This is a genomic window from Kitasatospora sp. NPDC048365 (assembly GCF_043200835.1).
GTDB lineage: Bacteria > Actinomycetota > Actinomycetes > Streptomycetales > Streptomycetaceae > Kitasatospora > Kitasatospora terrestris.
This window is the reverse complement of record NZ_JBICYJ010000003.1, coordinates 242,920-265,296: the sequence shown is the minus strand read 5'-3', so window position 1 is coordinate 265,296 and position 22,377 is coordinate 242,920. Positions and strand designations below refer to the sequence as shown.

General features: G+C 73.4%; 19 protein-coding genes and 1 tRNA gene. 12 read left to right on the top strand and 8 right to left on the bottom strand.

The window, feature by feature from the left end:
* Positions 1–120: 120 nt before the first annotated feature.
* Positions 121–197, bottom strand: a tRNA-Met gene (locus ACGFX4_RS04525).
* Positions 175–1,248 (bottom strand): hypothetical protein, encoded by a 1,074-nt coding sequence (locus ACGFX4_RS04520; protein WP_393070205.1) that lies wholly within the window; start codon positions 1,246–1,248, stop codon positions 175–177. The genes ACGFX4_RS04525 and ACGFX4_RS04520 overlap by 23 nt, the downstream gene beginning before the upstream one ends.
* A 476-nt stretch (positions 1,249–1,724) precedes the next feature.
* Here ACGFX4_RS04520 and ACGFX4_RS04515 point away from each other — a divergent pair, with 476 nt between their 5' ends.
* Positions 1,725–2,585, top strand: a complete 861-nt coding sequence (locus tag ACGFX4_RS04515; RefSeq protein WP_393070203.1) for a collagenase — start codon at positions 1,725–1,727, stop codon at positions 2,583–2,585.
* Positions 2,586–2,723: 138 nt separating this feature from the next.
* Entirely contained in the window at positions 2,724–3,935 is a 1,212-nt protein-coding gene (locus ACGFX4_RS04510; RefSeq protein WP_393070201.1) for a hypothetical protein, read from the top strand.
* Positions 3,936–3,957: 22 nt separating this feature from the next.
* Here the strand turns inward: ACGFX4_RS04510 and helR are convergent, their stop codons facing one another.
* The 4 genes from helR to ACGFX4_RS04490 all read right to left on the bottom strand — a co-directional run bounded on the left by helR (position 3,958) and on the right by ACGFX4_RS04490 (position 8,465).
* On the bottom strand, positions 3,958–6,135 hold the full coding sequence (helR, locus tag ACGFX4_RS04505; RefSeq protein WP_393070200.1) for an RNA polymerase recycling motor ATPase HelR: 2,178 nt from the start codon (positions 6,133–6,135) through the stop codon (positions 3,958–3,960).
* Positions 6,136–6,291: 156 nt separating this feature from the next.
* Positions 6,292–6,909 (bottom strand): hypothetical protein, encoded by a 618-nt coding sequence (locus tag ACGFX4_RS04500; protein ID WP_393070199.1) that lies wholly within the window; start codon positions 6,907–6,909, stop codon positions 6,292–6,294.
* Positions 6,910–6,994: 85 nt separating this feature from the next.
* Positions 6,995–7,549: a Uma2 family endonuclease gene (locus ACGFX4_RS04495; protein WP_393070197.1), complete on the bottom strand. Its 555-nt coding sequence runs from the start codon at positions 7,547–7,549 to the stop codon at positions 6,995–6,997.
* A gap of 76 nt (positions 7,550–7,625) precedes the next feature.
* Positions 7,626–8,465 (bottom strand): polysaccharide deacetylase family protein, encoded by an 840-nt coding sequence (locus ACGFX4_RS04490; protein WP_393070195.1) that lies wholly within the window; start codon positions 8,463–8,465, stop codon positions 7,626–7,628.
* A 122-nt stretch (positions 8,466–8,587) separates the two neighbouring features.
* Here ACGFX4_RS04490 and ACGFX4_RS04485 point away from each other — a divergent pair, with 122 nt between their 5' ends.
* Positions 8,588–9,688: a calcium:proton antiporter gene (locus tag ACGFX4_RS04485; RefSeq protein WP_393070193.1), complete on the top strand. Its 1,101-nt coding sequence runs from the start codon at positions 8,588–8,590 to the stop codon at positions 9,686–9,688.
* Positions 9,689–9,704: 16 nt separating this feature from the next.
* On the opposite strand, the gene glmS is transcribed toward ACGFX4_RS04485, so the two are convergent.
* Both glmS and ACGFX4_RS04475 read right to left on the bottom strand, forming a co-directional pair.
* Positions 9,705–11,534 carry a glutamine--fructose-6-phosphate transaminase (isomerizing) gene (gene glmS, locus ACGFX4_RS04480; protein WP_393070191.1) on the bottom strand — a complete coding sequence of 610 codons (1,830 nt, stop codon included), beginning with the start codon at positions 11,532–11,534 and terminating at the stop codon, positions 9,705–9,707.
* Positions 11,535–11,590: 56 nt separating this feature from the next.
* Complete coding sequence (locus ACGFX4_RS04475) at positions 11,591–11,866, bottom strand: hypothetical protein (protein ID WP_345701017.1); 276 nt, start codon at positions 11,864–11,866, stop codon at positions 11,591–11,593.
* Between the two features lie 282 nt (positions 11,867–12,148).
* Between ACGFX4_RS04475 and ACGFX4_RS04470 the strand changes: the two genes are divergently transcribed.
* The 9 genes from ACGFX4_RS04470 (at position 12,149) to ACGFX4_RS04430 (ending at position 22,336) form a co-directional block, all read left to right on the top strand.
* Positions 12,149–13,255, top strand: coding sequence for a hypothetical protein (locus ACGFX4_RS04470; RefSeq protein WP_393070189.1), 1,107 nt, complete (start codon positions 12,149–12,151; stop codon positions 13,253–13,255).
* A gap of 81 nt (positions 13,256–13,336) precedes the next feature.
* Positions 13,337–14,800, top strand: a complete 1,464-nt coding sequence (locus tag ACGFX4_RS04465) for a pyridoxal phosphate-dependent decarboxylase family protein (RefSeq protein ID WP_393070187.1) — start codon at positions 13,337–13,339, stop codon at positions 14,798–14,800.
* Between the two features lie 31 nt (positions 14,801–14,831).
* Complete coding sequence (locus tag ACGFX4_RS04460) at positions 14,832–16,205, top strand: GNAT family N-acetyltransferase (RefSeq protein WP_393070185.1); 1,374 nt, start codon at positions 14,832–14,834, stop codon at positions 16,203–16,205.
* Between the two features lie 160 nt (positions 16,206–16,365).
* On the top strand, positions 16,366–17,208 hold the full coding sequence (locus tag ACGFX4_RS04455) for an SDR family NAD(P)-dependent oxidoreductase (RefSeq protein ID WP_393070184.1): 843 nt from the start codon (positions 16,366–16,368) through the stop codon (positions 17,206–17,208).
* Positions 17,208–18,431, top strand: coding sequence for an aminotransferase class I/II-fold pyridoxal phosphate-dependent enzyme (locus ACGFX4_RS04450; protein ID WP_393070182.1), 1,224 nt, complete (start codon positions 17,208–17,210; stop codon positions 18,429–18,431). The genes ACGFX4_RS04455 and ACGFX4_RS04450 overlap by 1 nt, the downstream gene beginning before the upstream one ends.
* Positions 18,428–19,390, top strand: coding sequence for a diiron oxygenase (locus ACGFX4_RS04445; RefSeq protein WP_393070180.1), 963 nt, complete (start codon positions 18,428–18,430; stop codon positions 19,388–19,390). Before ACGFX4_RS04450 ends, ACGFX4_RS04445 begins: the two co-directional genes overlap by 4 nt.
* Entirely contained in the window at positions 19,387–20,151 is a 765-nt protein-coding gene (locus ACGFX4_RS04440) for a tryptophan 2,3-dioxygenase family protein (RefSeq protein WP_393070178.1), read from the top strand. The genes ACGFX4_RS04445 and ACGFX4_RS04440 overlap by 4 nt, the downstream gene beginning before the upstream one ends.
* A gap of 128 nt (positions 20,152–20,279) precedes the next feature.
* Entirely contained in the window at positions 20,280–21,533 is a 1,254-nt protein-coding gene (locus ACGFX4_RS04435; protein ID WP_345701010.1) for a MurT ligase domain-containing protein, read from the top strand.
* Between the two features lie 74 nt (positions 21,534–21,607).
* Entirely contained in the window at positions 21,608–22,336 is a 729-nt protein-coding gene (locus tag ACGFX4_RS04430; protein WP_345702093.1) for a glutamine amidotransferase, read from the top strand.
* Positions 22,337–22,377: the final 41 nt, after the last annotated feature.

Below are 22,377 nucleotides of genomic sequence, written 5' to 3'. Positions count from 1 at the left end.
TTCCGGGACGCGAGTCTATGTCTGCGTGTCATGGGCCACAATGCGCCGACGGCCCGTCAGTCCCCGGTCGGAGAAAAGCGACCGGGCCCGGTGCGCTTGTGCGCACCGGGCCCGGTCTGTTGGTAGCGGGGACAGGATTTGAACCTGCGACCTCTGGGTTATGAGCCCAGCGAGCTACCGAGCTGCTCCACCCCGCGTCGGTGAACCAGACTCTACGCTACGTCGGCCGCCGGACGCGAACCGGTTTCGCGGCCCGCCCTCGGCGCCTGCGCAGACGGGGCGGGTACGGGTGGCGTAGGAGCGGGCGGCCACGACGAGTGCGAGGCCCAGGCCGGCGAAGGCCAGGCCGCCGAACCCGACCATCCAGGTGATGCCCGCGCTGGTGGTGAACGGCGGGGACGGCTCGATCCCGGGGAGTACGCCGACGGCGACGAGCGGGGCCGTGACGGTGAGGACGGCCCCGTACATGGCCAGGGGGATGCCGGTCAGCCAGGCCGGGACCAGGGGCAGCAGTCGCGGGACCCGCCGCCCGGCCAGTGGCAGCGTCCAGCGGGGGAACACCTGCCCCCAGGCGTGCAGCAGGCCGAGCAGCAGGAAGACGCCGACCGCCGCGGCGAGCACGGTGACGTCGATTCCGACCGACGCGAGTGCCTTCGACGGCCCCGAGGCGCGGACGTTCACCGTCCGGTCCCAGTCGTCGCCCGCGACGCCGAGCGCGCTGCCGCCCAGGGTCCAGACGGTTTTGGCTCCGGCCCACGGCAGGAGTCCGCCCATGAGCAGGTATGCCGCGATGCGGGTGCGCCTCGGGGCCCGGGAGGGGGCCGGGTGGACGAGCGGGCCGTCGTCGGCGCCGCCATGGGTCTGCCCGCAGCGCGGGCATTCGCCGCGCAGCCGTCGGCGGTACGACAGGGCGACGAGCAGCAGCAGCGTGGCGCCGGCGGTGTTCAACAGCACCTGGGCCAGCCCGGTGGCGCTCTCGATCCCCGAGAACGTCGCCAGCGTCACGAAGTGGATCGGAAGTCCGCCCGTTCCCACGACGAACACCGGCAGCGCCGCGGTCAGCACGGCCGCCACGCCGACCCGGCCCGGCCGTCGGAGGACTCGGGTGGTCGCGAGGCAGGCGCCACCGGCCAGGAGCGCAAGTGCCGCCAGGAGCAGTTGGACCGCCGGCGCGTACGTGGCGTGTGCCGTCCACGGCACCGTCACGCCCGCCACCGCCCACGCGACCTCCACGGCGGCGTACGCCACTCCCCACCCGGCAGCGGCCGCCGGCACCCACCGGGGCCACCGCCGAAGCCGTAGGTTCGCGCGCTGCGCGGTGCGAGCGCCGCCCATGTCCGAGCCGGGCCGACCGACCATCGTGACCTCCGTGTCTCCGGGTTGCCGATGTTCCAAGGCTCGTTCGTCACCGCAGCCGCCCACCTCCGTCCCGCGGTTCGTCCGGCTCCCCTGCGCGGGGGAGAACGGATGCCCGGCGTCGGCCCGCCGGAGGACCGCACGGCGGTTTTTTGCGTATCCGGAATCGGCGGGCACCGCATTGTCGGTGGGTCGCGCGGCCGACACAGTTCAGGCACCCGGCGTCCGACAGCCCGGCGGCCACAAGCCGCTCGCGATCCGCCGGGGGTGCGTGCCGCCTCCCACCCTCCTGGGCGGTGCGCGCCACTCCCCCGCGCCGGCGTCCACCCGCCCTCGGCCGCGAACCCCCACGAACCCTCAGGAGAACCATGTCCCTCGTCCCGGTCCGCCGACGCGTCGTCCAGGTCGCGCTCACGGCCCTGGCGGCCGCGGCGACGACCCTCGCGGTCGTCCCCGCGTCGGCGAGCGCGCAGGGCGCCGACGCGTACCTGCCCGTCAACTACACGTGCAGCAGCACCTTGCGGATCAAGGCGCAGCAGATGACCACCACGCAGCTCCAGTCGACGTGCCGGAGCCTCGCCGGTCAGGACGCGTACTTCCACAACGTGGTGAAGGACACCGGGCAGCCGGTGGCCAACGACCGGAACACCTCGCTGGAGGTGGTGGTGTTCAGCTCCGGTTCCGAGTACCGGCGGCTGGCCGGCTACCTGTACGGCGCCAACACCGGCGCGGGCGGCCAGTACATGGAGGGCGACCCGTCCGCGTACGGCAACCAGGCACGGTTCGTCACCTACCGCGACGACACCGCCTCCACGTTCACGATCAAGAACCTCAACCACGAGTACACCCACTACCTCGACGGCCGCTTCGACATGTACGGCGACTGGACGGCCAACACGTCCACGCCGACGCTGTGGTGGATCGAGGGCCTGGCCGAGTACGTGTCGTACGGCTACCTCGGCAAGTGGAACGCGTGGGCGGGCGGTGTGGCGTCCCAGCAGACGTACGCGCTGAGCACGCTCTTCGACACCACGCAGCAGAACGACCAGGACCGGATCTACGCCTGGGGCTACCTCGCCGTCTACTACATGCTGGAGAACCACCCGGCCGACGTGGCGAAGGTCCTCGGCCACTACCGCACCGGCAACTGGCAGGCGGCCCGCACGTACCTCAAGCAGACCATCGGAACCAGCTACGACGCCGACTTCAGGAGGTGGCTGCTGACCTGACACCACCCGGGGTACGGGCCCGCGTCGCCGCACGGGGTCCCCCACCGCGCCCGAGGGGGGCGTACGGTCGGGGTGCGGAGGACGCGGGTTCGACCGGACGGGACGGTGGAGGAGACGCCGACGCCCTAGCATGCGGGGATGCGCATGATCGGATCGTTCGTCCCGCAGGCCGGCCGGATCGACCGCGACGGCCTGGCCGGGATGGACCCCGACCGCTTGGCGCGGTACGTCGCGGACGCCTCGCACCCGTGGTGGCGGCGGCGCCCGTGCGTCGAGGCGCTCGCCGGGCGGGTGCCGGAGCGCCGGGTGCCCGCGCTGCTGGACCGGGTGCGGGACAGCCGCGACACCCCGGAGGTCCGCATCGCGCTGCTCGAACTGCTCGCCGAACGGGCCGAGTTGCTGCCCTGGCTGCAGGACCCTGAGCGGGAACGGGACAGCAGCTACGGCCTCGCCGAGGCGTACCTGCTGGCGCGCGGACGGCTCGGCGACGCGACCGCGGTCGGCGGTCTGGCGGTGGCGGCGGCGCAGCCGTGGCGGCACCGCCGCGAGGCCGGCGAGGCGGGCCTGGACGCGCTGGTGGCGCGGTACGGGACGGCGGCCGTCCTGGACCGGCTCGGCACCGGCACCCCCGAGCACCGCACGGCCCGCGTCCGGCTGCGCGACCGCGCCGGCGAGGACGTCACCGATGCGCTCGCCGACCCCGATCGCACGGTCGCCTTCGCCGCCCAGGAGCGGCTCACCGACCTCGACCGGCTGCGCGCGTACGCGGCCGCGGCCGCGGCACCGACCGTGGAGGCGGCGCTGTGGGCCGCGTACGCGCTCCACCAGCGGACCGAGGACGCCGACGAGACCCGCGCGATCGACGCGGCGCTCGGCCGACCTCGGGTCGAAGTCCCCGGCCTGGACGAGGAGTTGCGGGCGCCGATCGTTCGCGCCTGGGCGCCGTGGTGCGAGCGGCCGAGCGATCCGCGCTGGCGGATCGAGGCAATCTGCGCCTCGCCCGCCGACCCGGTCGACGTACCGGCGCAGCTGGAGCGCGCGACCGCCGCCCTGGCCGCCGCCGACCTGGACCCGGCCCCGCCCGTCGAGGCGGGCGACCACCACGGCCAGGGCGAAGGCACGTACCACGTCTACCCGTTGGCGCCCGGCGAGGTCCTGGTCAGCACCCTCGGCCGGTTCGTGACCGCCGAGGACGACGACCACCCGGCACGCCCCGCGCTGGAGGCGGCCGGGTTCCGCTGGATCGACGGGGAGACCGGCGGCGTGCTGGTCACCGACCTGGCCGTGTACTGGTTCGGCGCCCGGGTGCCGCTGACCGTCGACACCCTGCTGTTCCACTGGCAGGACTGAGCCGGGAGCCGCCGGCCGGCCGTCAGCCGGTGGTGAGCACCACCAGCTGCCCGGTCGTCCGGGTCATCGCCACGTACCGGTCGACCGCGCCCTCGATGCCCTCGCCGAACGCCTGCGGGTCGACCAGCACCACCAGGTCGAACTCCAGGCCCTTGGAGAGCGACGGCGTGAGCGAGCGCACCCGCGCGCTCTCCGGGTACCCGGGGTCGCCGATCACGCAGGCGACGCCGTCCTCGTGCGCGGCCAGCCAGTCCGCGACGACGGTCTCCAGCGAGGCGGCCGGGCCGTGCACCACCGGAAGTCCGCTGCTGCGCACGGAGGTCGGCACGTTGGCGTCCGGCAGGGCGGCCCGGATGACCGGCGCGGCCTCGGCCATGACCTCCTCAGGGGTGCGGTAGTTGATCCGCAGCGAGGCCAGTTCGATCCGGTCGAGGCCGACCCGGGCGAGGCGCTCCTGCCAGCTCTCGGTGAAGCCGTGCCGGGCCTGCGCCCGGTCGCCGACGATGGTGAAGCTGCGGGACGGGCAGCGCCGGAGCAGCATCTGCCATTCGGCGTCGGTGAGTTCCTGCGCCTCGTCGATGACGATGTGGGCGAACGGGCCGGCCAGCCGGTCCGGGTCGAGGGTGGGCAGGGCGTCGCCGTCGATCAGGCTGTCCCTGAGGTCCTGGCCGCGCAGCATGGTGACCACGCCCTCGCCGTCGTCGTCGGCGTTCAGCAGGTGGTCGATGACACCGGACATCCGCTCGCGCTCGGCGGCGAGCGCCGCCTCCCGGCGCCGCTGGACCTTCGCCGACTCCGGGTCGCCGAGGCGCTGCCGGGCGGCGTCGAGCAGCGGCAGGTCGGAGACCGTCCACGCCTGCGGGTCCTCGCGCTGCATCAGCCGGATCTCCTCCCGGGAGAGCCACGGCGCGGCCAGCCGCAGGTACGCGGGGACGGTCCACAGGTCGCCGACCAGGTCGGCGGCCTCGATCGTCGGCCACGCCTTGTTCAGGGTGGTGACCAGCTCCCGGTTCTCCCGCAGCGAGCGGCGGAACAGCGCGGGCGTGACCTCGACCTCGTCCTCCTCCTCGTCCACCTCCAGCTTGTCGCGCAGCAGCGTGACGATCTCCTCCCAGATCTGCGCCCGCGCCTCGTTGTGCGGAGTGCCGGGGGCCACGGCCTCGAACGCCCGCACCCAGTCGTCGGCGCTCAGCCAGAGCTGCTCCCAGTACGTGGAGACCTCCATGCCCTCGGTCGGCGGCTCCTCGTAGATCCGCACGGCCGCCTCGATGCCCTTCACCAGCTCCGCGGACGCCTTCAGCCGGGCCACCTCCGGATCGTGCTCGACCGCCGCGACCGCCCCCTCGTCGACCAGGTCGCGGACGGTGCAGGTCTGCACGCCCTCCTCGCCGAGGCTCGGCAGCACGTCCGCGACGTACGCCAGGTACGGCTGGTGCGGGCCGACAAACAGCACCCCGCCGCGGCGGTGGCCCAGGCGCGGGTCGGAGTACAGCAGGTGCGCGGAGCGGTGCAGCGCCACCACCGTCTTGCCGGTGCCCGGGCCGCCGTCGACGACCAGCGCGCCGCGCGAGCCCGCCCGGATGATCGCGTCCTGGTCGGACTGGATGGTGGCCAGCACGTCCCGCATCCGCGACGAGCGGCTGGAGCCCAGGCTCGCGATGAACGCCGACTGGTCGTCGAGCGCGGCGTTCCCGGCGAGACCGTCCGCGGTGAACACCTCGTCCCAGTAGTCGTTGATCCGGCCGCGCGTCCAGCGGTAGCGGCGGCGGCTGGCCAAGCCCATCGGCTGGGCGTGGGTCGCGGCGAAGAACGGCTCCGCCGCCGGGGACCGCCAGTCGATCAGCAGCCGGCGCCCGTCGCCGTCGGTCAGCCCGAGCCGGCCGATGTACACCGGCTCGGTGTCGCCCTCCGCCACGATCCGGCCCAGGCACAGGTCCAGCCCGAACCGGCGCAGCGCCCTCAGCCGGCCGCTCAGCCGGTGGATCTCGTTGTCCCGGTCCATCGCCGCCCGGCCCGCCCCGCCCGGTTCGCGGCGCAGCGCGTCCAGCCGCTCGGACAGCTCGGCGACGGTCTGCTCCAGGCTCTCGGCGATGGCCGCGAACTGCTCCCGGTCCGCGCCGATCAGCGCCGGATCCGCCTTGGCGGCAAGCCGCCCGGGCAGGTCGAAGACGTCCTCGTGGTGCAGTCGCTCAGCGCGCATGTGTAGCAAATCACCTATTTCTGCAGGTTCTGGCCTCGGCCCGACATTCTGCGACACCGAGGGGGCCTTGCCGCAAGGCCCCCACTCGGCTATAGGTTGACAGTGGCGGGAAAGGTGTCACCGCATCGACGCGGGCACGAACCGCGCAGCCGGATATCAGGCCGGGGTTCCGCGGCCGGCAAGCCAGCGGGCGACCCGCTCCCGCAACGCGCGGTCGACGCTGCCCTCCCACGACGCGAACCACTCCAACTGCCGCAGGATGTTCACCGAACGGTCCGGGTGTCCCACGGCGACCACATCGACGCCGCTCTCACCCGTCGAGCAACTGATGTGCACGCTGCTGTCCAGCGCCATCATGCCGAAGCCCGGATGGCCCGCCCGGATACCGAGGAACGCCGACGCCGCACCCCGGCCCATGACGTCCCAGCGCCCCATGAGCCGGACCCTGGTCCACACCGACGGTGCGGCGCGGCGGCCCCCGTGCAACTCCCGCAAGAAGGCACCGTGGGTACGGGTATGCCCCGGAAGCATGAGGAGGAACTCGCGCCGCCGGTCGAAGAGACCCGAGGAGACAGCCAGGTCGTACCAGTCCTCATTGAGGCGCTCCACCAGCCGCGGAGTCTCGTACCGGTGGGAGAAACCACCGACGACGTCCTCGGAGCCGAATGCGAAGACGAACGGCATCGTCCCGTCCGGCACGGCGCCGGGGATCACCTCGATACCGGCCCGCCGCAGCGGCCGGTACATCTTGCGTTCGCGCTCCTGGATACCCACGGGTCAGTGTTCTACCAGGCCTGCCGCACCGAACCTGTTCGATCAGCCCGCCGTGACCACCGGAGCGGGCCCTCCGGAGAACCGGTCAGAAGCCCTCGGTGTCCAGCAGCAGGCCGAACGGTTCCGGCAGCCGGATCGGCGTGCCGAAGGGGTGGGGGCCGTCCACGACGGCGTAGCCGAGGTCGTGCGGCTCGGAGAACAGCGTGCAGGTCCGGTTCTGCCGGTCGGCGAGCAGGTGGAGCGGGGCGCCGTACTGGGCGTAGCGCTTGCGCTTGACGACACGGTCGATGTCGCCGTTGGACTCGCAGGTGACCTCGACGATCAGCAGGGTCTGGTCGGGGGTGAGCGCGCCGGCGCCGGCCGCGAGGCGCTCGGGGACGACGGCGAGGCTGGGCACGTACCAATTCGCCGAGCCGGGGAAGTCGAGGCTGCCCGAGCCGCTGGTACATCCGAGCTCGTCGACGCGTGCACGGAGCTGCCCGCGGATCTTCGCTGCGACCTTCTCGTGGTCCCACGTTCGTGGCACCAGGACGATCCGCCCCTCGATGACCTGGGCCCACCGGTGGTCGGTGAACTGAACGGCGTACTTCAGCGCGGCCTCGTGGTTCACATCCGCGTACGCGATGGGCTCCGCGCTCACCGTCCGTCTCCGTCCACATCCGCCTGCGGACATCCGGCCGGAAGCCCGCACCCCCACACGGTAGAGGCGGTGGCCGTCAGTCGCTGAGGCGGGCGAAGGTGTGGCCGGTGGCGAGGAGGGCGGGGATGGCGGCGGCGAAGCCGGGGGCGGTGCCGCCGGCGGGGTGGTTGAGGTGGGCGATGACGAGGGCGCCCGGGGGGACGTCGGCGAGGGCGGTGCGGACCTGCTCGGCGGTGAAGGTGGCGCCGCCGTCCGCGTTGACGGCGAAGCCGGCGACCTGTTCGCCGAGGTCGGCGACGATCCGGGTGGCGACCTCGTCGTAGTGGGCGGTGCCGGAGCGGAACCAGCGCGGCGGCCGGCCGAGCAGCGCGGTGAGCCGGGCGTGGTTGCCGGCGACCTCGTCGTAGGCCTCGCCGGCGTCGTGGGTGCCCGCGATGCCGTAGGCGGCGCGCCCGGTGACGGAGAGCGGGCGGTGCGCGGTGCCGTGGTTGCCGATCTCGAACAGCGGGTCGGCGGCGAGTTCGCGGGCCCGTTCCGGGTTGGCGTCGGTCCAGCGGGCGTTCAGGAAGAGCGTGGCGGGTACCCGGTGCGTGCGCAGGGTGTCGATCAGCGCGCCGTCGTAGCCGTCACCGCCGGGTCCGCCGCAGGCGTCGAAGGTGAGGGCGAGGGCCGGGCCGGGACGGGCCGTCACCACGCCTGCCACGTCGGTGCCCCAGCTCTCCGGCCGGATCCCCGCGTACCGGGCGACCACCGCCGCCCGGTCCGGCAGTGCCGCCGGGACCGCCACGGGCGCCACGGGCGCCGGCGGCGCCGCGGGCGGCCCGTCGTCCGGCGGTTCGGCACCGCGGCCGCGTCCGCATCCGCCCAGCGCGCCGACCGCCAGTGCTCCCAGGACCGCCCGTCGTCCGACCGCCATCCCGACCTCCGTCGCCTTCCGCCCGCTCCCCGCAGAACGTTACGTTCGTGACGGGCCGCCACCGTGCACCGACCGAGTGTCAATTCCGATCATCGCAGGAGCGATCTGCGAAGCTCGGCGCTATGGCCTCGACGAACCGACCGCTGCTGCTCCAGTGGACGACGGGCGCGCCGGTGCTGGCGTTCGCGCTGCTCCTCGCGACGTGGAAGCGGGACCTGCCGGGGCCGCTGGTGGCCCTGGTGGCGGTCTTCCTGGCGGCCGCGGTCCTCGCCGCGGTGCACCACGCGGAGGTGGTCGCGCACCGGGTGGGCGAGCCGTACGGTTCGCTGGTCCTGGCGGTGGCGGTGACGATCATCGAGGTGGCGCTGATCGTCACGCTGATGGCGGACGGCGGCGACAAGAGCGCGGGCCTGGCCCGGGACACGGTGTTCGCCGCGGTGATGATCACCTGCAACGGGATCCTGGGGCTGTCGATCCTGGTGGGCGCGCTCAAGTACCGGGTGGCGGTGTTCAACGCCGAGGGGACGGGCGCCGCGTTCGCGACGATCGCCACGCTCGCGACCCTCAGCATGGTGCTGCCGACGTTCACCACGTCGAAGCCGGGGCCGGAGTTCTCGCCGCCGCAGCTGGTCTTCGCCGCGACGGCGTCCATCGTGCTGTACGGCCTGTTCGTGGCGACGCTGACGGTGCGTCACCGGGAGGACTTCCTCCCGGTCACGCCCGCCGGCGACGTGCTGGACACCGCGGACCACGCGGATCCGCCGAGCAACCGCGAGACGGCGACCAGCCTGGTCCTGCTGGCGCTCGCCCTGATCTCGGTGGTCGGCCTGGCGAAGGGCATCTCGCCGACCATCGAGGACGGCGTGGCGGCGGCCGGGCTGCCGGCCTCGGTGGTCGGCGTGGTGATCGCGCTGCTGGTGCTGCTGCCGGAGACGATCGCCGCGGTCCGGGCGGCGGTCCGCAACGAGGTGCAGACCAGTCTCAACCTGGCCCTCGGTTCGGCCCTGGCCTCGATCGGCCTGACCATCCCGGCGGTGGCCCTGGCCTCGGTCTGGCTGGAGGGCCCGCTGCTCCTCGGCCTCGGCCCCAACCACATGGTGCTGCTCGCGCTGACCGTGGCGGTCGGCACCCTCACCGTGATCCCGAAGCGGGCGACGCCGCTGCAGGGCGGGGTGCACCTCGCCCTGCTCGCGGCGTACCTGGAGCTCGCGCTCGTCCCCTGAGTCCGGGACGAGCGGCCTACTCGACCGTCACGCTCTTGGCGAGGTTGCGCGGCTTGTCCACGTCCCGGCCGAGCGCGACCGCGGCGTGGTAGGCGAGCAGCTGGAGCGGGATGTTGAGGAGCAGCGGGTCGAGCTCGGGCTCGCTCTTGGGCACCAGGATGCAGTGGTCGGCGAGCTTGGCCTCGGGTGCCCGGTGGGCGACGGCGAGGACGCGGCCGGAGCGGGCCTTGATCTCGCCGAGGGTGGTGAGGTTCTTGTCGAGCAGCTCGTCGTCGGGCACCAGGGCGACGGTGGGCAGCTCGGGGCTGATCAGCGCGAGCGGGCCGTGCTTGAGCTCGCTGGCGGGGTACGCCTCGGCGTGCACGTACGAGATCTCCTTGAGCTTCTGCGCACCTTCCCGTGCCACGGGGTAGCCGCGGACGCGCCCGATGAACATCATCCCGGCGTTGTCGGCGTACTTGGCGGCGAGCTCGGCGATCTCCTTGTCCTGCTCCAGGATCTGCCGGATGTGGCCGGGCAGGGCCTTGAGCGCGGAGACGATGCGCCGGCCGTCCGCGGGCGAGAGGTCGTGGATCCGGCCGAAGTGCAGGGCGAGCAGCGCGAAGGCGATGACCGTGGAGGTGAAGGCCTTGGTGGAGGCGACCGAGATCTCGGGGCCGGCGTGCAGGTAGATGCCGCCGTCGCACTCGCGCGCGATGGCGCTGCCGACGGTGTTGACGACGCCGAGGACGCGGCCGCCCTTGCGCTTGATCTCCTGGACGGCGGCGAGGGTGTCGTAGGTCTCGCCGGACTGGCTGACCGCGACGTAGAGGGTGTCGGCCTCGATCACCGGGTTGCGGTAGCGGAACTCGGAGGCGGGCTCGGAGTGGGCGGGGATGCGGGCGAGTTCCTCGATCAGCTGGGCGCCCATCTCGCCGGCGTAGTAGGCGGATCCGCAGCCGAGGATCTTCACCCGGCGGATCTCGCGCAGTTCGCGGGCGTCGAGGTTGAGGCCGCCGAGGTGGGCGGTGGCGAAGCGCTCGTCGAGCCGGCCGGAGAGGGTGCGCTCGACGGCGGCGGGCTGCTCGTGGATCTCCTTGAGCAGGTAGTGCTCGTAGCCGCCTGTGTCGTAGGAGCCGACCTCCCAGTCGACGGTGGACGGCTGGCGGGTGACGGTGCGGGCGTCCTCGGTGAAGGTGCGGAAGCCGTCGGCGCGGACCACGGCGAGCTCGCCGTCCTCCAGGTGGACGACCTGGCGGGTGTAGCGGACCAGGGCGGCGACGTCGGAGGCGGCGAACATCTCCTTCTCGCCGAGGCCGAGCACGATCGGGCTGCCGTTGCGGGCGACCACGATCCGGTCGGGCTGGGCGGAGTCGACGACGGCGATGCCGTAGGTGCCGACGACCAGCTTGAGCGCGGCGCGCACCGCGTCCTCCAGCTGGCCCTCGCCGTCGCCGAGGTGGGCGGCGACCAGGTGGGAGAGGACCTCGGTGTCGGTCTCGGAGCGGAAGACCGCACCCTCGGCGGTGAGCTTGGCGCGCAGTTCGTCGGCGTTCTCGATGATGCCGTTGTGGACGACCGCGATGCGCTCGGCGTTGTCGGTGTGCGGGTGGGCGTTGGCGTCGCTGGGCTCGCCGTGGGTGGCCCAGCGGGTGTGGCCGATGCCGGTGGTGCCCTTGAAGCGGGCGGGCAGGGCGGCGGCGAGGTCGGCGACCCGGCCCTTGGTCTTGCAGACCTTGAGGGCGCCGGACTTGCCGAGGACGGCGACGCCGGCGGAGTCGTAGCCCCGGTACTCCAGCCGCTGGAGGCCTTCGAGGAGGAAGGTGGTCGCGTCCTTCGGGCCGATGTAGGCCACGATTCCGCACATGGTCGACTCCCTGGTGGTTGCCCTGCAGTTTTCGTACGGGTGACGGGCCTGACGCCTCAGCCGTAGACGATCCGGCGCAGCTGACGGGTGGACAGCTCGGGTGCGGCGACCCGCCGGGCGGCGAGTTCGGCGCCGAGCCGGGCGAAGATCTTCTCGTTGGTCAGGCCCCGCGCCTGCAGCTCCCCGTGACGGCGGCGCACGTACTCCTCGGTGGATTCGGAGAAGTAGGCGAGCACCTCCGCGACCACCCGCGCGGCCTCTCCCGGCGCCAGCGGCGTGGTGCGGGTGAGGTGGGCGAGCAGGTCTTCGTGAGGGTGGGGTGAGGCGGGCACGAGTGAGCAGCCTATGCATCAGTGGCGGGTTCACCAAGAATCCTGCCCGATTTCGGGCAGGACTGGCAGGTTCACTGCTCCGAAAGAGGCGGAACCGGTGGCCGCCTCGGCCGGTCTTATGATGTGGCGCCCTCGTTGTGAGAGGGTGTGCGCACTGTGTCGGGATGATCGACGTCCGACACTCCCCTGCTTGGCCGCACCGATCCGGGGTTTCCGGACGGTAGCCGTCAGGATGGGACCGCGTACCGTCCGTATCCGTCGATCCACCGGGGGATCCACGTCATGCAGCCGCGACTCTTCGCGATCATCACCGCTGTCCTGTTGGGCGCACTGGGCCTCGGGGCGGTGGCCGTGACCGACTGGGCTCCGGCCTCCTCCCCCGTGGCGAGTTCCGCCGCGCCGCCCGCGGCGGGCGGCGCGCAGCCGTCCGGTTCCGGCTCGGCGCAGCCGTCCTCGACCGCCGACCCGGCGGTGTGGACCCGTTCGACGCTGCGCAACAAGCTGATGTCGGAGATGGAGAAGGCCGACCCGGGCGTCGCCCTGGCCGACCTGGACAAGACCACCAAGGAGAAGCCCTACACGGTCCGCTTCTGCCACCCGATCGCCCACGAGCTGGGCCACGCGGCGGTGCAGCGGTACAAGCAGGACTTCCAGAAGGTGATCTCCTTCCCGCACGAGACCTGCGCGGCGGGCTACCTGCACGGCGCGGTCGAGGAGATGCTGGCCAACTCCAAGGACCCGCAGGGCGACATCCTGAAGCTGTGCGCGCCGGCCAACAAGGGCCCGTGCATCCACGGCGTCGGCCACGGGATCATGTTCGTCACCAAGCAGGACATCCCGCAGGCCCGCGAGCTGTGCAAGAAGTTCCCGACCCAGCACCAGCAGATCACCTGCTCCGAGGGCGTCTTCATGCAGCTCTTCGCCCCGGACGAGGAGGACGAGAAGGCCAAGGCGAACCTGCCCGCGGACAAGCTCGCCGCCGACCCGTTCTACCCGTGCTCGGAGCAGCCCAGCCTGTTCCAGTCGGCCTGCTACTTCTACGCCCCGACCTTCTACCTGTCCTCGCACGACTACGCGAACCACCCCGAGGTGTTCGCCGAGGCCCTGAAGTGGTGCCAGGGGGCGGGCGGCGGCAGGACCGACTGCGCCCACGGCGTGGGCTCGCGCACGATGAAGTACAACCTGGACCGGGTCGACTGGGCCGCTCAGCAGTGCGCCACCGGCAAGGACGCCACCCAGCGCAAGGACTGCACCGCGGGGCTGGTCAGCTACTACACCGTCAACTACACCGAGTCCGGTGCGGCGGCGCGGTTGTGCTCGCAGCTGACCAACAAGGAGATCCAGGGGTACTGCCGCAACAGCGCGGGACTCGCCAGCACCCTCGACTGACCGGTCGCGTACGATCACGGTGATCCCCGGTACGCCGACGGCGCCGTGCCCGAGTTCCCCGCGCCTTTGGGAGCTGCTGCCGTGACCGATGACTTCCGCACCGACGACTTCCGCACCGCCGCGCACACCGCCGCCGAGCTGGTCTCCGACTACCTGGAGGGCCTGCCCGCGCGGCCGGTGTGGCAGCCGATGGACGACTCCGAGCGGCAGGCGCTGCTCGACCTGGAGCTGCCGGAGCACGGCGCGCCGCTGGAGGAGCTGCTGAAGACGGTCGGCGAGCGGATCATGTCCGCGCCGATGGGCAACGGCAACCAGCGGTTCTTCGGCTGGGTGAACTCGGCCCCGCAGCCGGCCGGCGTGCTGGCGACGCTGGCCGCCTCGGCGATGAACCCGAGCTCGGCGGGCGGCGACCACGCGGACGTCCACCTGGAGCGGGCGGTGGTGCGCTGGATCGCCGAGCTGGTGGGCTTCCCGCACCCGGCCGGCGGCGGCCTGCTGACCTCGGGCACCTCGATGGCGACCATCGTCTGCCTGGCCGCGGCCCGCAACCGCGCCGCCCGGGCGGCCGGGTGGGACGTCCGGGAGGACGGCCTGGCGGGGATGCCGCCGCTGGTCGGCTACGTCACCGGCGAGACCCACTCCTGTGTCCGCAAGGCGGCCGAGCTGCTGGGCCTGGGCAGCCGCAACCTGCGCACGGTCGCCACCGACGCCGAAGGGCACCTGGACCTGGACGCGCTGGCCGCGGCCGTCGCCGAGGACCGGGCGGCCGGCCGGCTGCCGTTCCTGGTGGTGGCCTCGGCGGGCACGGTCGGCACCGGCGCGGTCGACCCGTTCGAGCCGATCGCCGACCTGGCCGAGCGCGAGGGCCTGTGGCTGCACGTGGACGGCGCGTACGGCGCCTTCGGCGTGCTGGACGAGACGATCGCGCACCGCTACGCGGGCATGGAGCGGGCCGACTCGCTGGCCCTGGACCCGCACAAGTGGCTGGGCGTGCCGGTGGACTGCGGCTGCGCGCTGGTGCGCGACACCGAGGAGCTGCGCGGCACCTTCAGCCTGGTGCCGTCCTACCTGCGCGACGAGGCCGCCGGCTCGCTCGGCTGGTTCTCCGAGTACGGCACCGAGCAGACCCGGCCGTTCCGCTCGCTGAAGGTGTGGGCGTCGATCGCGCACCGCGGCCGGGCCGGGGTGGCGGCGGACATCGCGCACACCACGGCGCTGGCCCGCCGGCTCGGCGAGCTGGTGGAGGCGGACCCGGAGCTGGAGCTGATCGCCCCGGTGGAGACCTCGATCGTGGCATTCCGCTATGCACCCGCCGGAATCGAAGAAAGTCGACTGAACACCGTCAACAAAGAGCTTCCGGTCGCCGTCCAGCTGCGCGGTGAGGTTTTCGTCACCGGCGCGTTGCACCAGGGTCGGGAAATGATCCGCGCCTGTCTGCTGAACGCCACCACCACCGAGGCCGACCTGCACCTCCTGCTCTCGGAAGTGCGATCGGCGGGCTCCGAACTGACAGACATTTACCGCGAGGTCACGGGAGATTCGTGATCGTGAAACAGCAGCGCGCGACGATGCTGTCATGGACGAAATCACCTTCCCGAAGACCAGAAGCGCCATCCGCAAGCAGCGCTGGCGGCGCGACGCCGTCGAGATCGCTGCCATCTTCACCGCCGTAGCCGCGGCCGACCTGGTCGCCAACGTCGTGGTGCACGGCCACGACGGACCGGTGCTGCTGGTGGTCTCGGCCGCCGCACTGCTCGCCACGGCGCTGTTCCACAGCTGGTGGGCGCATCGCCATCCGCACGGACCGCCCTCGCCCGACACCCCCGCACCGCCCGGCCCGGCGGAGGCGGCGGGCGAGGCCGGCGGGCCGCTGGAGGAGTACGAGCCGAGCGTGCTCTGGCGGATCCGCACCACCGTCGAGGACTCCACCGGCAGCCTGGCGAAGGTGTGCACGGCGCTCGCCTCGCTGCGGGTCAACATCGTCTCCCTGCAGACGCACCCGCTGCCCTCCGGCACGGTCGACGAGTTCCTGGTCCGGGCGCCGCGCTCGCTGGCCCGGGCCGAGCTGACCTCCGCCCTTGCGGCGGCCGGCGGGCACGACATCTGGACCGACGAGGCCGACGCCCACGAGCTGGTCGACGTGCCCGCGCACGTCCTGGCGCTCGCCACCCGGACCGCGCTGGACGCCTCCGAGCTGCCGGTGGCGCTGCGGCAGCTGTTCGGCCGCTCGACCATCCGGCAGTACCCGGACAAGGGCCGCTCCACCCCGGCCGGGGTGGACGGGCACGTGATGCGCCTGCCGGTGCCCGGCGGCGACCTGATCGAGCTGAGCCGCCCGCACCTGCCGTTCACCCCGACCGAGTTCGCCCGGGCGCAGGCCCTGGTGGAGCTGGACAGCCTGCTCGGCCCGCGCGTCCCGCAGGTCGCGGCCCGGCTGCCGCAGCCGGCCGGCGAGGACGACCTGACCGTCCGCCGCGCGGTGCCCGAGGACAAGGCGCAGGCGCTCGCCATGCACCGGCGCTGCTCCCCGGACGCGCTGCGCAAGCGCTACCACGGCCCGGTCCGGGACGCCGACCGCTACCTCGACCACCTGCTCGACCCGCGGCACGGCCAGACCCTCGCCGTGGAGACCGCCGACGGCCGGATCGTGGCGCTCGCCCACCTGATGTGGGACGACGAGGGCGCGGAGGTCGCCCTGCTGGTCGAGGACGACTGGCAGCGCCGGGGCCTGGGCGTGGACCTGCTGCGCCGGATGGCCTCCTCCGCGCTGGAGGCCGGGGTGAAGACCGTGTACGCGGTCACCACCTCCTCCAACACCGGCCTGATCTCCACCATGCGCCGGCTCTCCGCCCCGCTCGACTACCAGGTCGAGGACGGCACTCTGGTGATCACCGCGCACCTCGCGGAGGCCGCCGACCAGCTGCCGGCCGCCTGGCCCGGCCGCGCCTGACGGTCATGACCCTGCCATCGACTGGGCACAGTGCGCCCGTCCAGTCGTAGAGGTACGCGTCCCGTGCCGCTGTCCCGTGCCCCCGGCCCGCCCGCCCCGTTAGCGTCACGCTGCGGGGCGGGCGGCGGACCCGTCCGCGGCGGACGGAAGGATGCGGTCGATGGCGAGCAGTCCCGGTTCTCGCACGCCCAGGAATGTCCTGATCACCGGTGGCTCGGCCGGCATCGGCGAGGCCTGCGCGGAGCGCTTCGCCCGCGGCGGCGACGAGGTCTGGTTCACCTACCGCAACGGCCGTGAGCGCGCCGCCGAGATCGTCAGCCGGCTGGTCGGGCAGTACGGGCCGCGGGTGCGGGCCTTCGAGTTCAACCAGGGCGACCCGGCCGACCACGAGCGGCTGGTGGCCGAACTGCCCGGCCCGGTGGACGTCCTGGTCAACAACGCGGCGGTCGGCTCGGCCACCGTCGGCCGCTACGCCGACGGCTCCCCGGCCGCCCAGGACGAGGCCTTCCTGCGGATCAACGCGCTGGGGCCGCTCTGGCTCACCCGGGCGCTGCTGCCGGGCATGCTGGAGCGCGGCCGGGGCAAGGTGGTCAACATCTCCAGCGTCGGCGGCGGGATCGGCGTCTTCCCCGGGTTCCGCCTGGTCGACGGCATGAGCAAGGCCGCGCTCGGCCACTTCACCCGGCAGCTGGCCGCCGAGCTGGTCCACCGGCCGGTGGACGTGTACGCGGTGTGCCCGGGCGCGACGGAGACCGGCATGTTCGCCGCCTCCACCCTGGACGCGCTGACCGCCGCCGAGCACGCCGCGCTGCTCGCCCGGCTGCCGGGCGGCCGGCTGATCCAGCCGCGGGAGATCGCCGACACCGTGCACTGGCTGGCCGGACCCGACTCGGCCGCGCTGCACGGCGCGGTCCTGGACGCCTCGATGGGCCTCGGGGTCCACCCCGGGCTGCTCACCGGCGCCGCGGCCGCCCACCCCGCCGACCTGCCGGGAGGCCGCTGATGGTGTCCCGGATCGCGCAGGCGCTGCTGGCCGAGTCCCCGGCCATCGCCGAGGCGCACTTCCGCGCCGAGGCCTGCCCGTACCACCCCGACCTGTGCCCCGACGGCTACCTCAACCTCGGCACCGCCGAGAACCGACTGGTCTGGGACCTGCTCGCCGAACGCCTGGAGAGCCGCCCGCCCCTGCACGAGCGGGACACCCGCTACGCGCCGCTGCACGGCACCGCCGAGCTGCGGCACCGGATCGCCGGCCTGCTCTCCCGGCTCACCGGCACCCCGCTGGAGGCCGACGGCCTGGCGGTGGTCGCCGGGGCCAGCGCGGCCCTGGACGCGGTCGCCGCGGCCCTCTGCGACCCCGGGGACGTGATCGTGGTCCCCGCCCCCTACTACGGCGCCTTCGACACCGACCTGGCCGGCCGCTCCGGCGCCCGCCTGGTGCCCGCCGTCACCGACGGCGGCGAGGGCCTGCCGCAGGCCGTGGACCGGGCCCTGGAGCGGGCCCGCCGCTCCGGCGCCGCGGTCCGCGCGGTGGCGCTCTCCTCGCCCTGCAACCCGACCGGCGAGGTGTACTCCGCCGAGACCCTGGAGCAGCTGCTCGCGGTTGCCCGGGCGCACGGCGCGGACGTGATCGCCGACGAGATCTACGCCGGCTCGGTCTTCGGCCCGACCGCCTTCACCACCCTGGCCGGGCGGCCCGGCGTCCACCAGGTGTGGGGCTTCGCCAAGGACTTCGGCCTGCCCGGCCTCAAGGTCGGGGTGCTGCACAGCTCCGACCCCGAGGTGGTGGCCGCCGTCCGCGCCCTGGCCTACTTCGCGCCGGTCGCCACCGACACCCAGGCGCTGCTCGCCTGGCTGCTCTCGGACGTCGCCTGGACCGACGCCTTCCTGGCCGAGAACCGCCGCCGGCTGGCCGCGTCCTACACCGCCGCCGCGGGCCTGCTGGACGCCCACGGCATCCCGTACGCGCCCGCCGGCGCCGGCTTCTCGATCTGGGCGGACCTGGAGCCGTGGCTGCCCACCGGCGACCGGGGCGGCGAGCGGGTCCTGTGGCGGCGGCTGTTCGAGCGGGCCCGGGTCTCCCTGACCCCCGGCGAGGTGTTCCACGCCTCGCGGCCGGGCCGCTTCCGGCTCTGCCACACCCTCGACCCCGCCGTGGTCAAGGAGGCCCTCACCCGCCTCGCCGAGCACCTCGGCGAGCCCCAGCACCCGCGGAGCGAGCGATGAGCACCACCGGAACACCGCGCCCCGGACCGCTCGACCGCTGGTACGAGGCGGCCGGGGTGCGCACCGGGGTGCGCCGCGTCTTCCACGAGGAGTCCGAGCAGGGCCTGGTCTTCTTCCCCGAGGAGCTGGTCCCGTACCTGGACCACCCGGCCGTCGGGGAGCTGGCGCCCGAGCGCCGGCGCGAGCTGACCGTCCGCCACCTGTACCAGTTCCTGCTCTCCACCACCCACCTGGAGGCCCGGGTGGTGAACGCCGGCGCCGCCGAGCCGATCGCCAACGGCCGGGTCGGCCTGGACCTGACGCCGGAACTGCGGCTGGACGCCTTCAAGGTGTACTGCGACGAGGGGTACCACGCGCTGTACAGCCTCGACCTGGCCCAGCAGATCGCCGGCGCCACCGGCATCCCGGTGCCCGCCTTCGACTACGGCGGCTTCGTCGAGCAGCTCGCCGAGGCCGGCCGGCGGCAGTTGCCGGGCGAGCCGGTGCTGGCCGCGCTCCTCCAGGCGGTGGTCTTCGAGACCTTGATCACGTCCGTGCTCAACCAGCTGCCCGGCGACGAGCGGGTCGTCTCCACGGTCCGCGAGCTGATGCGCGACCACGCCGTGGACGAGGGCCGCCACCACCGCTTCTTCGCCGGGCTCTTCCAGGAGCTGTGGGCCGGGCTCGACCGGCCGCTGCGGATCCGGGCCGCGAACGCCATGCCCGGGCTCATCCACGCGGCGCTGGACTGGGACCTCGACCCGGTCCGCGGCTCGCTGCGGCTGGCCGGACTCGACCGGCCGACCGCCGAGCAGGTGGTCCGCGACTGCTACGCGGGCCCCGCCGGGACCGTCAGCCTCAACCGGATGGCCCGGGCCACCCTGAAGCTCTGCGCCTCGGTCGGCGCGTTCGACCTGCCGGGGGTGCGGGACACCTTCGCCGCCCACGGCCTCGGCGACGGCACGGAGGACCCCCGGTGATCACCACCGCACCCGAACGGCTCGCCTACGGCGGCTACCTCGACCTGCCCCGCCTGCTCGGCGGCCCCGCCACCGCCCGCACACCCGCCCACGACGAGGCGCTGTTCATCGCCGTGCACCGGGTGAACGAGCTCTGGTTCGAGCAGCTGCTGTACGACCTCTCGGACGCCCGCGACCGGATGCTGCTCGGCGAGACCCGGATCCCCGCGCAGCGACTGCGCCGCTGCCTGGCGGTGCAGCGGATGCTGCAGGAGGCCACCGCCCTGCTGGACTCGATGACGCCGGGCGAGTTCGCGGCCTTCCGCGGCGCGCTCGGCACCGCCAGCGGCGCCCAGTCCGCGCAGTTCCACGAACTGGAGCTGCTGGCCGCGCGCACCGACCCGGGCCGGGTCGCCCGGTTCGGCTGGCTGACCGACGCCGAGCGGGCCCGGCTGGCCCGCCGGCTCGCCGAGCCGACCCTGTGGGAGGGCTTCCTCGGCGTCCTCGACCTGAGCGGACTCGACGTCTCCGACGCCGCCGCCCGGCAGCGCGCCCTGGCCGGACTGCCCGGCGACACGGTCCGGACGGACGTCCTCGACCTGGCGGAGGCCCTGCGCGACTACGAGCACGCCTGGGCCCTGTGGCGCTTCCGGCACGCACTGGTGGCCGAGCGGCAGATCGGCGCCCAGCCGGGCACCGCGGGCAGCGCCGGGGTCAGCTACCTGCGCGCCAGGGCCGATGACCGGCTCTTTCCCGAGCTCGCTCATCTCACGGTCCGTTAGGCCCTCTGATCCACCAGCGTGTGCCCCGGCTCAACGACACTGGCGGGAGTAGGTAGGCTGGCCTCGTCCATGCCGCCCGAGTCACCCCCCGGCCCGGGCGGTGCCGCAGCAAGGAGGAACCGCTGAGCATGCCAGCCACCGATTCGGAAGGCGCACGCGACGGCCTGCCCGCCCGCGCCAAGATCGCCGTGACGGCCGGGAAGATGGCCGCCGCCCTTTCGCAGAAGGCCGGACGCGGCAGTGGCTCGGTGATCGGCGGCAAGATCGCGCTGAAGCTCGACCCCGACCTGCTCGCCACCCTGGCCGAGCACCTCGACGTGGTCCTGGTCAGCGCGACCAACGGCAAGACCACCACCACCCGCCTGATCGCCGAGGCGCTGCGCGCCGCCGGCCCGGTGGTCTCCAACGCGCTCGGCGCCAACATGCCGGCCGGCATCACCGCCGCCCTGACCGACGGCACCGAGGCCCGCTTCGGCGTGATCGAGGTGGACGAGAAGTACCTGCCGATGGTCGCCCGGGACACCCGGCCGAAGGCCATAGCGCTGCTCAACCTCTCCCGCGACCAGCTGGACCGGGCCGCCGAGACCCGGATGATGGCCGAGAAGTGGCGCGAGGGCCTGAAGGACACCGACGCGGTGATCATCGCCAACGCCGACGACCCGCTGGTGACCTGGGCCGCCTCCTCCTGCAAGAAGGTGGTCTGGGTGGCCGCCGGGCAGGCGTGGAAGGAGGACGCCTGGTCGTGCCCGTCCTGCGGCGGCGTGATGCAGCGCCCCGGCGAGGACTGGTTCTGCGGCGAGTGCGGCTTCCGCCGCCCCAACCCGCACTGGGCGCTCCAGGGCACCCACGTGATCGACCCGCACCGCGGCGCCTGGCCGATCCAGCTGCAGCTGCCCGGCCGCGCCAACCTGGCCAACGCCACCTCCTCCGCCGCCGTCGCCGCCGTCTTCGGCGTCGCCCCGCAGGTCGCCCTGCAGCGCATGCAGGCGGTCACCGCGGTGGCCGGCCGCTACGACGTGGTGCAGTACCAGGGCCGCGACATAAGGCTGCTGCTGGCGAAGAACCCGGCCGGCTGGCTGGAGACCTTCTCGCTGATCGACGGCCCGCCGGCGCCGGTGATCCTCTCGGTCAACGCGATGGACGCCGACGGCACCGACACCTCCTGGCTGTGGGACGTCGACTACGAGCGCCTGGCCGGCCACCCGATCTTCGTGATGGGCCAGCGCAAGCTCGACCTGGCGGTCCGCCTGGAGGTCGCGGGCCTGCAGTTCCAGGTGGTCGACTCGCTCGCCGAGGCCGTCGCCGCCGCCCCGCCCGGCCGGATCGAGGCGATCGCCAACTACACCGCCTTCCAGCAGCTGCGCAAGGCGGTCGCTGCCTGATGTCGATACCGCCGAACCCGCAGTACGACAGCCAGTACAGCCAGCACGGTCAGCAGTACGGAAGGCCTTCGAAGATGAGTGAGAGCAGCCTGCGGCTGGTCTGGGTCTACCCCGACCTGCTGAGCACGTACGGCGACCGCGGCAACGCCCTGGTCGTGGAACGCCGGGCCCGCCAGCGCGGCCTCGGGGTGACCCGGATCGACGTCCGCTCCGACCAGGCGGTGCCGACCTCCGGCGACATCTACCTGATCGGCGGCGGCGAGGACCGCCCGCAGCGGCTCGCCGCCGAGCGGCTGCGCAACGACGGCGGCCTGGTCCGGGCCGCCGAGAACGGCGCGATCATCTTCTCGGTGTGCGCCGGCTTCCAGATCCTCGGCCACGAGTTCATCAACGACCTGGGCCAGCGCGAGCCGGGCCTCGGCCTGCTGGACGTGTGGACCACCCGCGGCGAGGGCGCCCGGTGCGTCGGCGACGTGCTCGCCGACGTCGACCCGCAGCTCGGCCTGCCGCAGCTGACCGGCTTCGAGAACCACCAGGGCGTCACCCACCTCGGCGAGGGCGCCAAGCCGCTCGCCCGGGTGCAGGTCGGCCGGGGCAACGGCACCGGCGACGGCACCGAGGGCGCCTGGCGGGACACCGTCTTCGGCACCTACCTGCACGGCCCGGTGATGGCCCGCAACCCCGCCGTCGCCGACATGCTGCTCAAGCTGGCACTGGACGTGAGCGCCCTGCCGCCGGCCGACACCACCTGGTACGACGCGCTGCGCACCGAGCGCATCGCCGCCACCACCCGTCCCGCGTAGCTTTCGGCCGGGCCCGCTGACCGCGATGTGGTCGGCGGGTC

Bases quoted from the DNA above. Each gene is read 5' to 3' on its own strand.
- ACGFX4_RS04515 (WP_393070203.1), top strand. From the start codon at position 1,725: ATGTCCCTCGTCCCGGTCCGCCGACGCGTCGTCCAGGTCGCGCTCACG.
- ACGFX4_RS04510 (WP_393070201.1), top strand. From the start codon at position 2,724: ATGCGCATGATCGGATCGTTCGTCCCGCAGGCCGGCCGGATCGACCGC.
- helR (WP_393070200.1), bottom strand. From the start codon at position 6,135: ATGCGCGCTGAGCGACTGCACCACGAGGACGTCTTCGACCTGCCCGGG.
- ACGFX4_RS04490 (WP_393070195.1), bottom strand. From the start codon at position 8,465: ATGGCGGTCGGACGACGGGCGGTCCTGGGAGCACTGGCGGTCGGCGCG.
- ACGFX4_RS04485 (WP_393070193.1), top strand. From the start codon at position 8,588: ATGGCCTCGACGAACCGACCGCTGCTGCTCCAGTGGACGACGGGCGCG.
- glmS (WP_393070191.1), bottom strand. From the start codon at position 11,534: ATGTGCGGAATCGTGGCCTACATCGGCCCGAAGGACGCGACCACCTTC.
- ACGFX4_RS04470 (WP_393070189.1), top strand. From the start codon at position 12,149: ATGCAGCCGCGACTCTTCGCGATCATCACCGCTGTCCTGTTGGGCGCA.
- ACGFX4_RS04460 (WP_393070185.1), top strand. From the start codon at position 14,832: ATGGACGAAATCACCTTCCCGAAGACCAGAAGCGCCATCCGCAAGCAG.
- ACGFX4_RS04455 (WP_393070184.1), top strand. From the start codon at position 16,366: ATGGCGAGCAGTCCCGGTTCTCGCACGCCCAGGAATGTCCTGATCACC.
- ACGFX4_RS04450 (WP_393070182.1), top strand. From the start codon at position 17,208: ATGGTGTCCCGGATCGCGCAGGCGCTGCTGGCCGAGTCCCCGGCCATC.
- ACGFX4_RS04445 (WP_393070180.1), top strand. From the start codon at position 18,428: ATGAGCACCACCGGAACACCGCGCCCCGGACCGCTCGACCGCTGGTAC.
- ACGFX4_RS04435 (WP_345701010.1), top strand. From the start codon at position 20,280: ATGCCAGCCACCGATTCGGAAGGCGCACGCGACGGCCTGCCCGCCCGC.
- ACGFX4_RS04430 (WP_345702093.1), top strand. From the start codon at position 21,608: ATGAGTGAGAGCAGCCTGCGGCTGGTCTGGGTCTACCCCGACCTGCTG.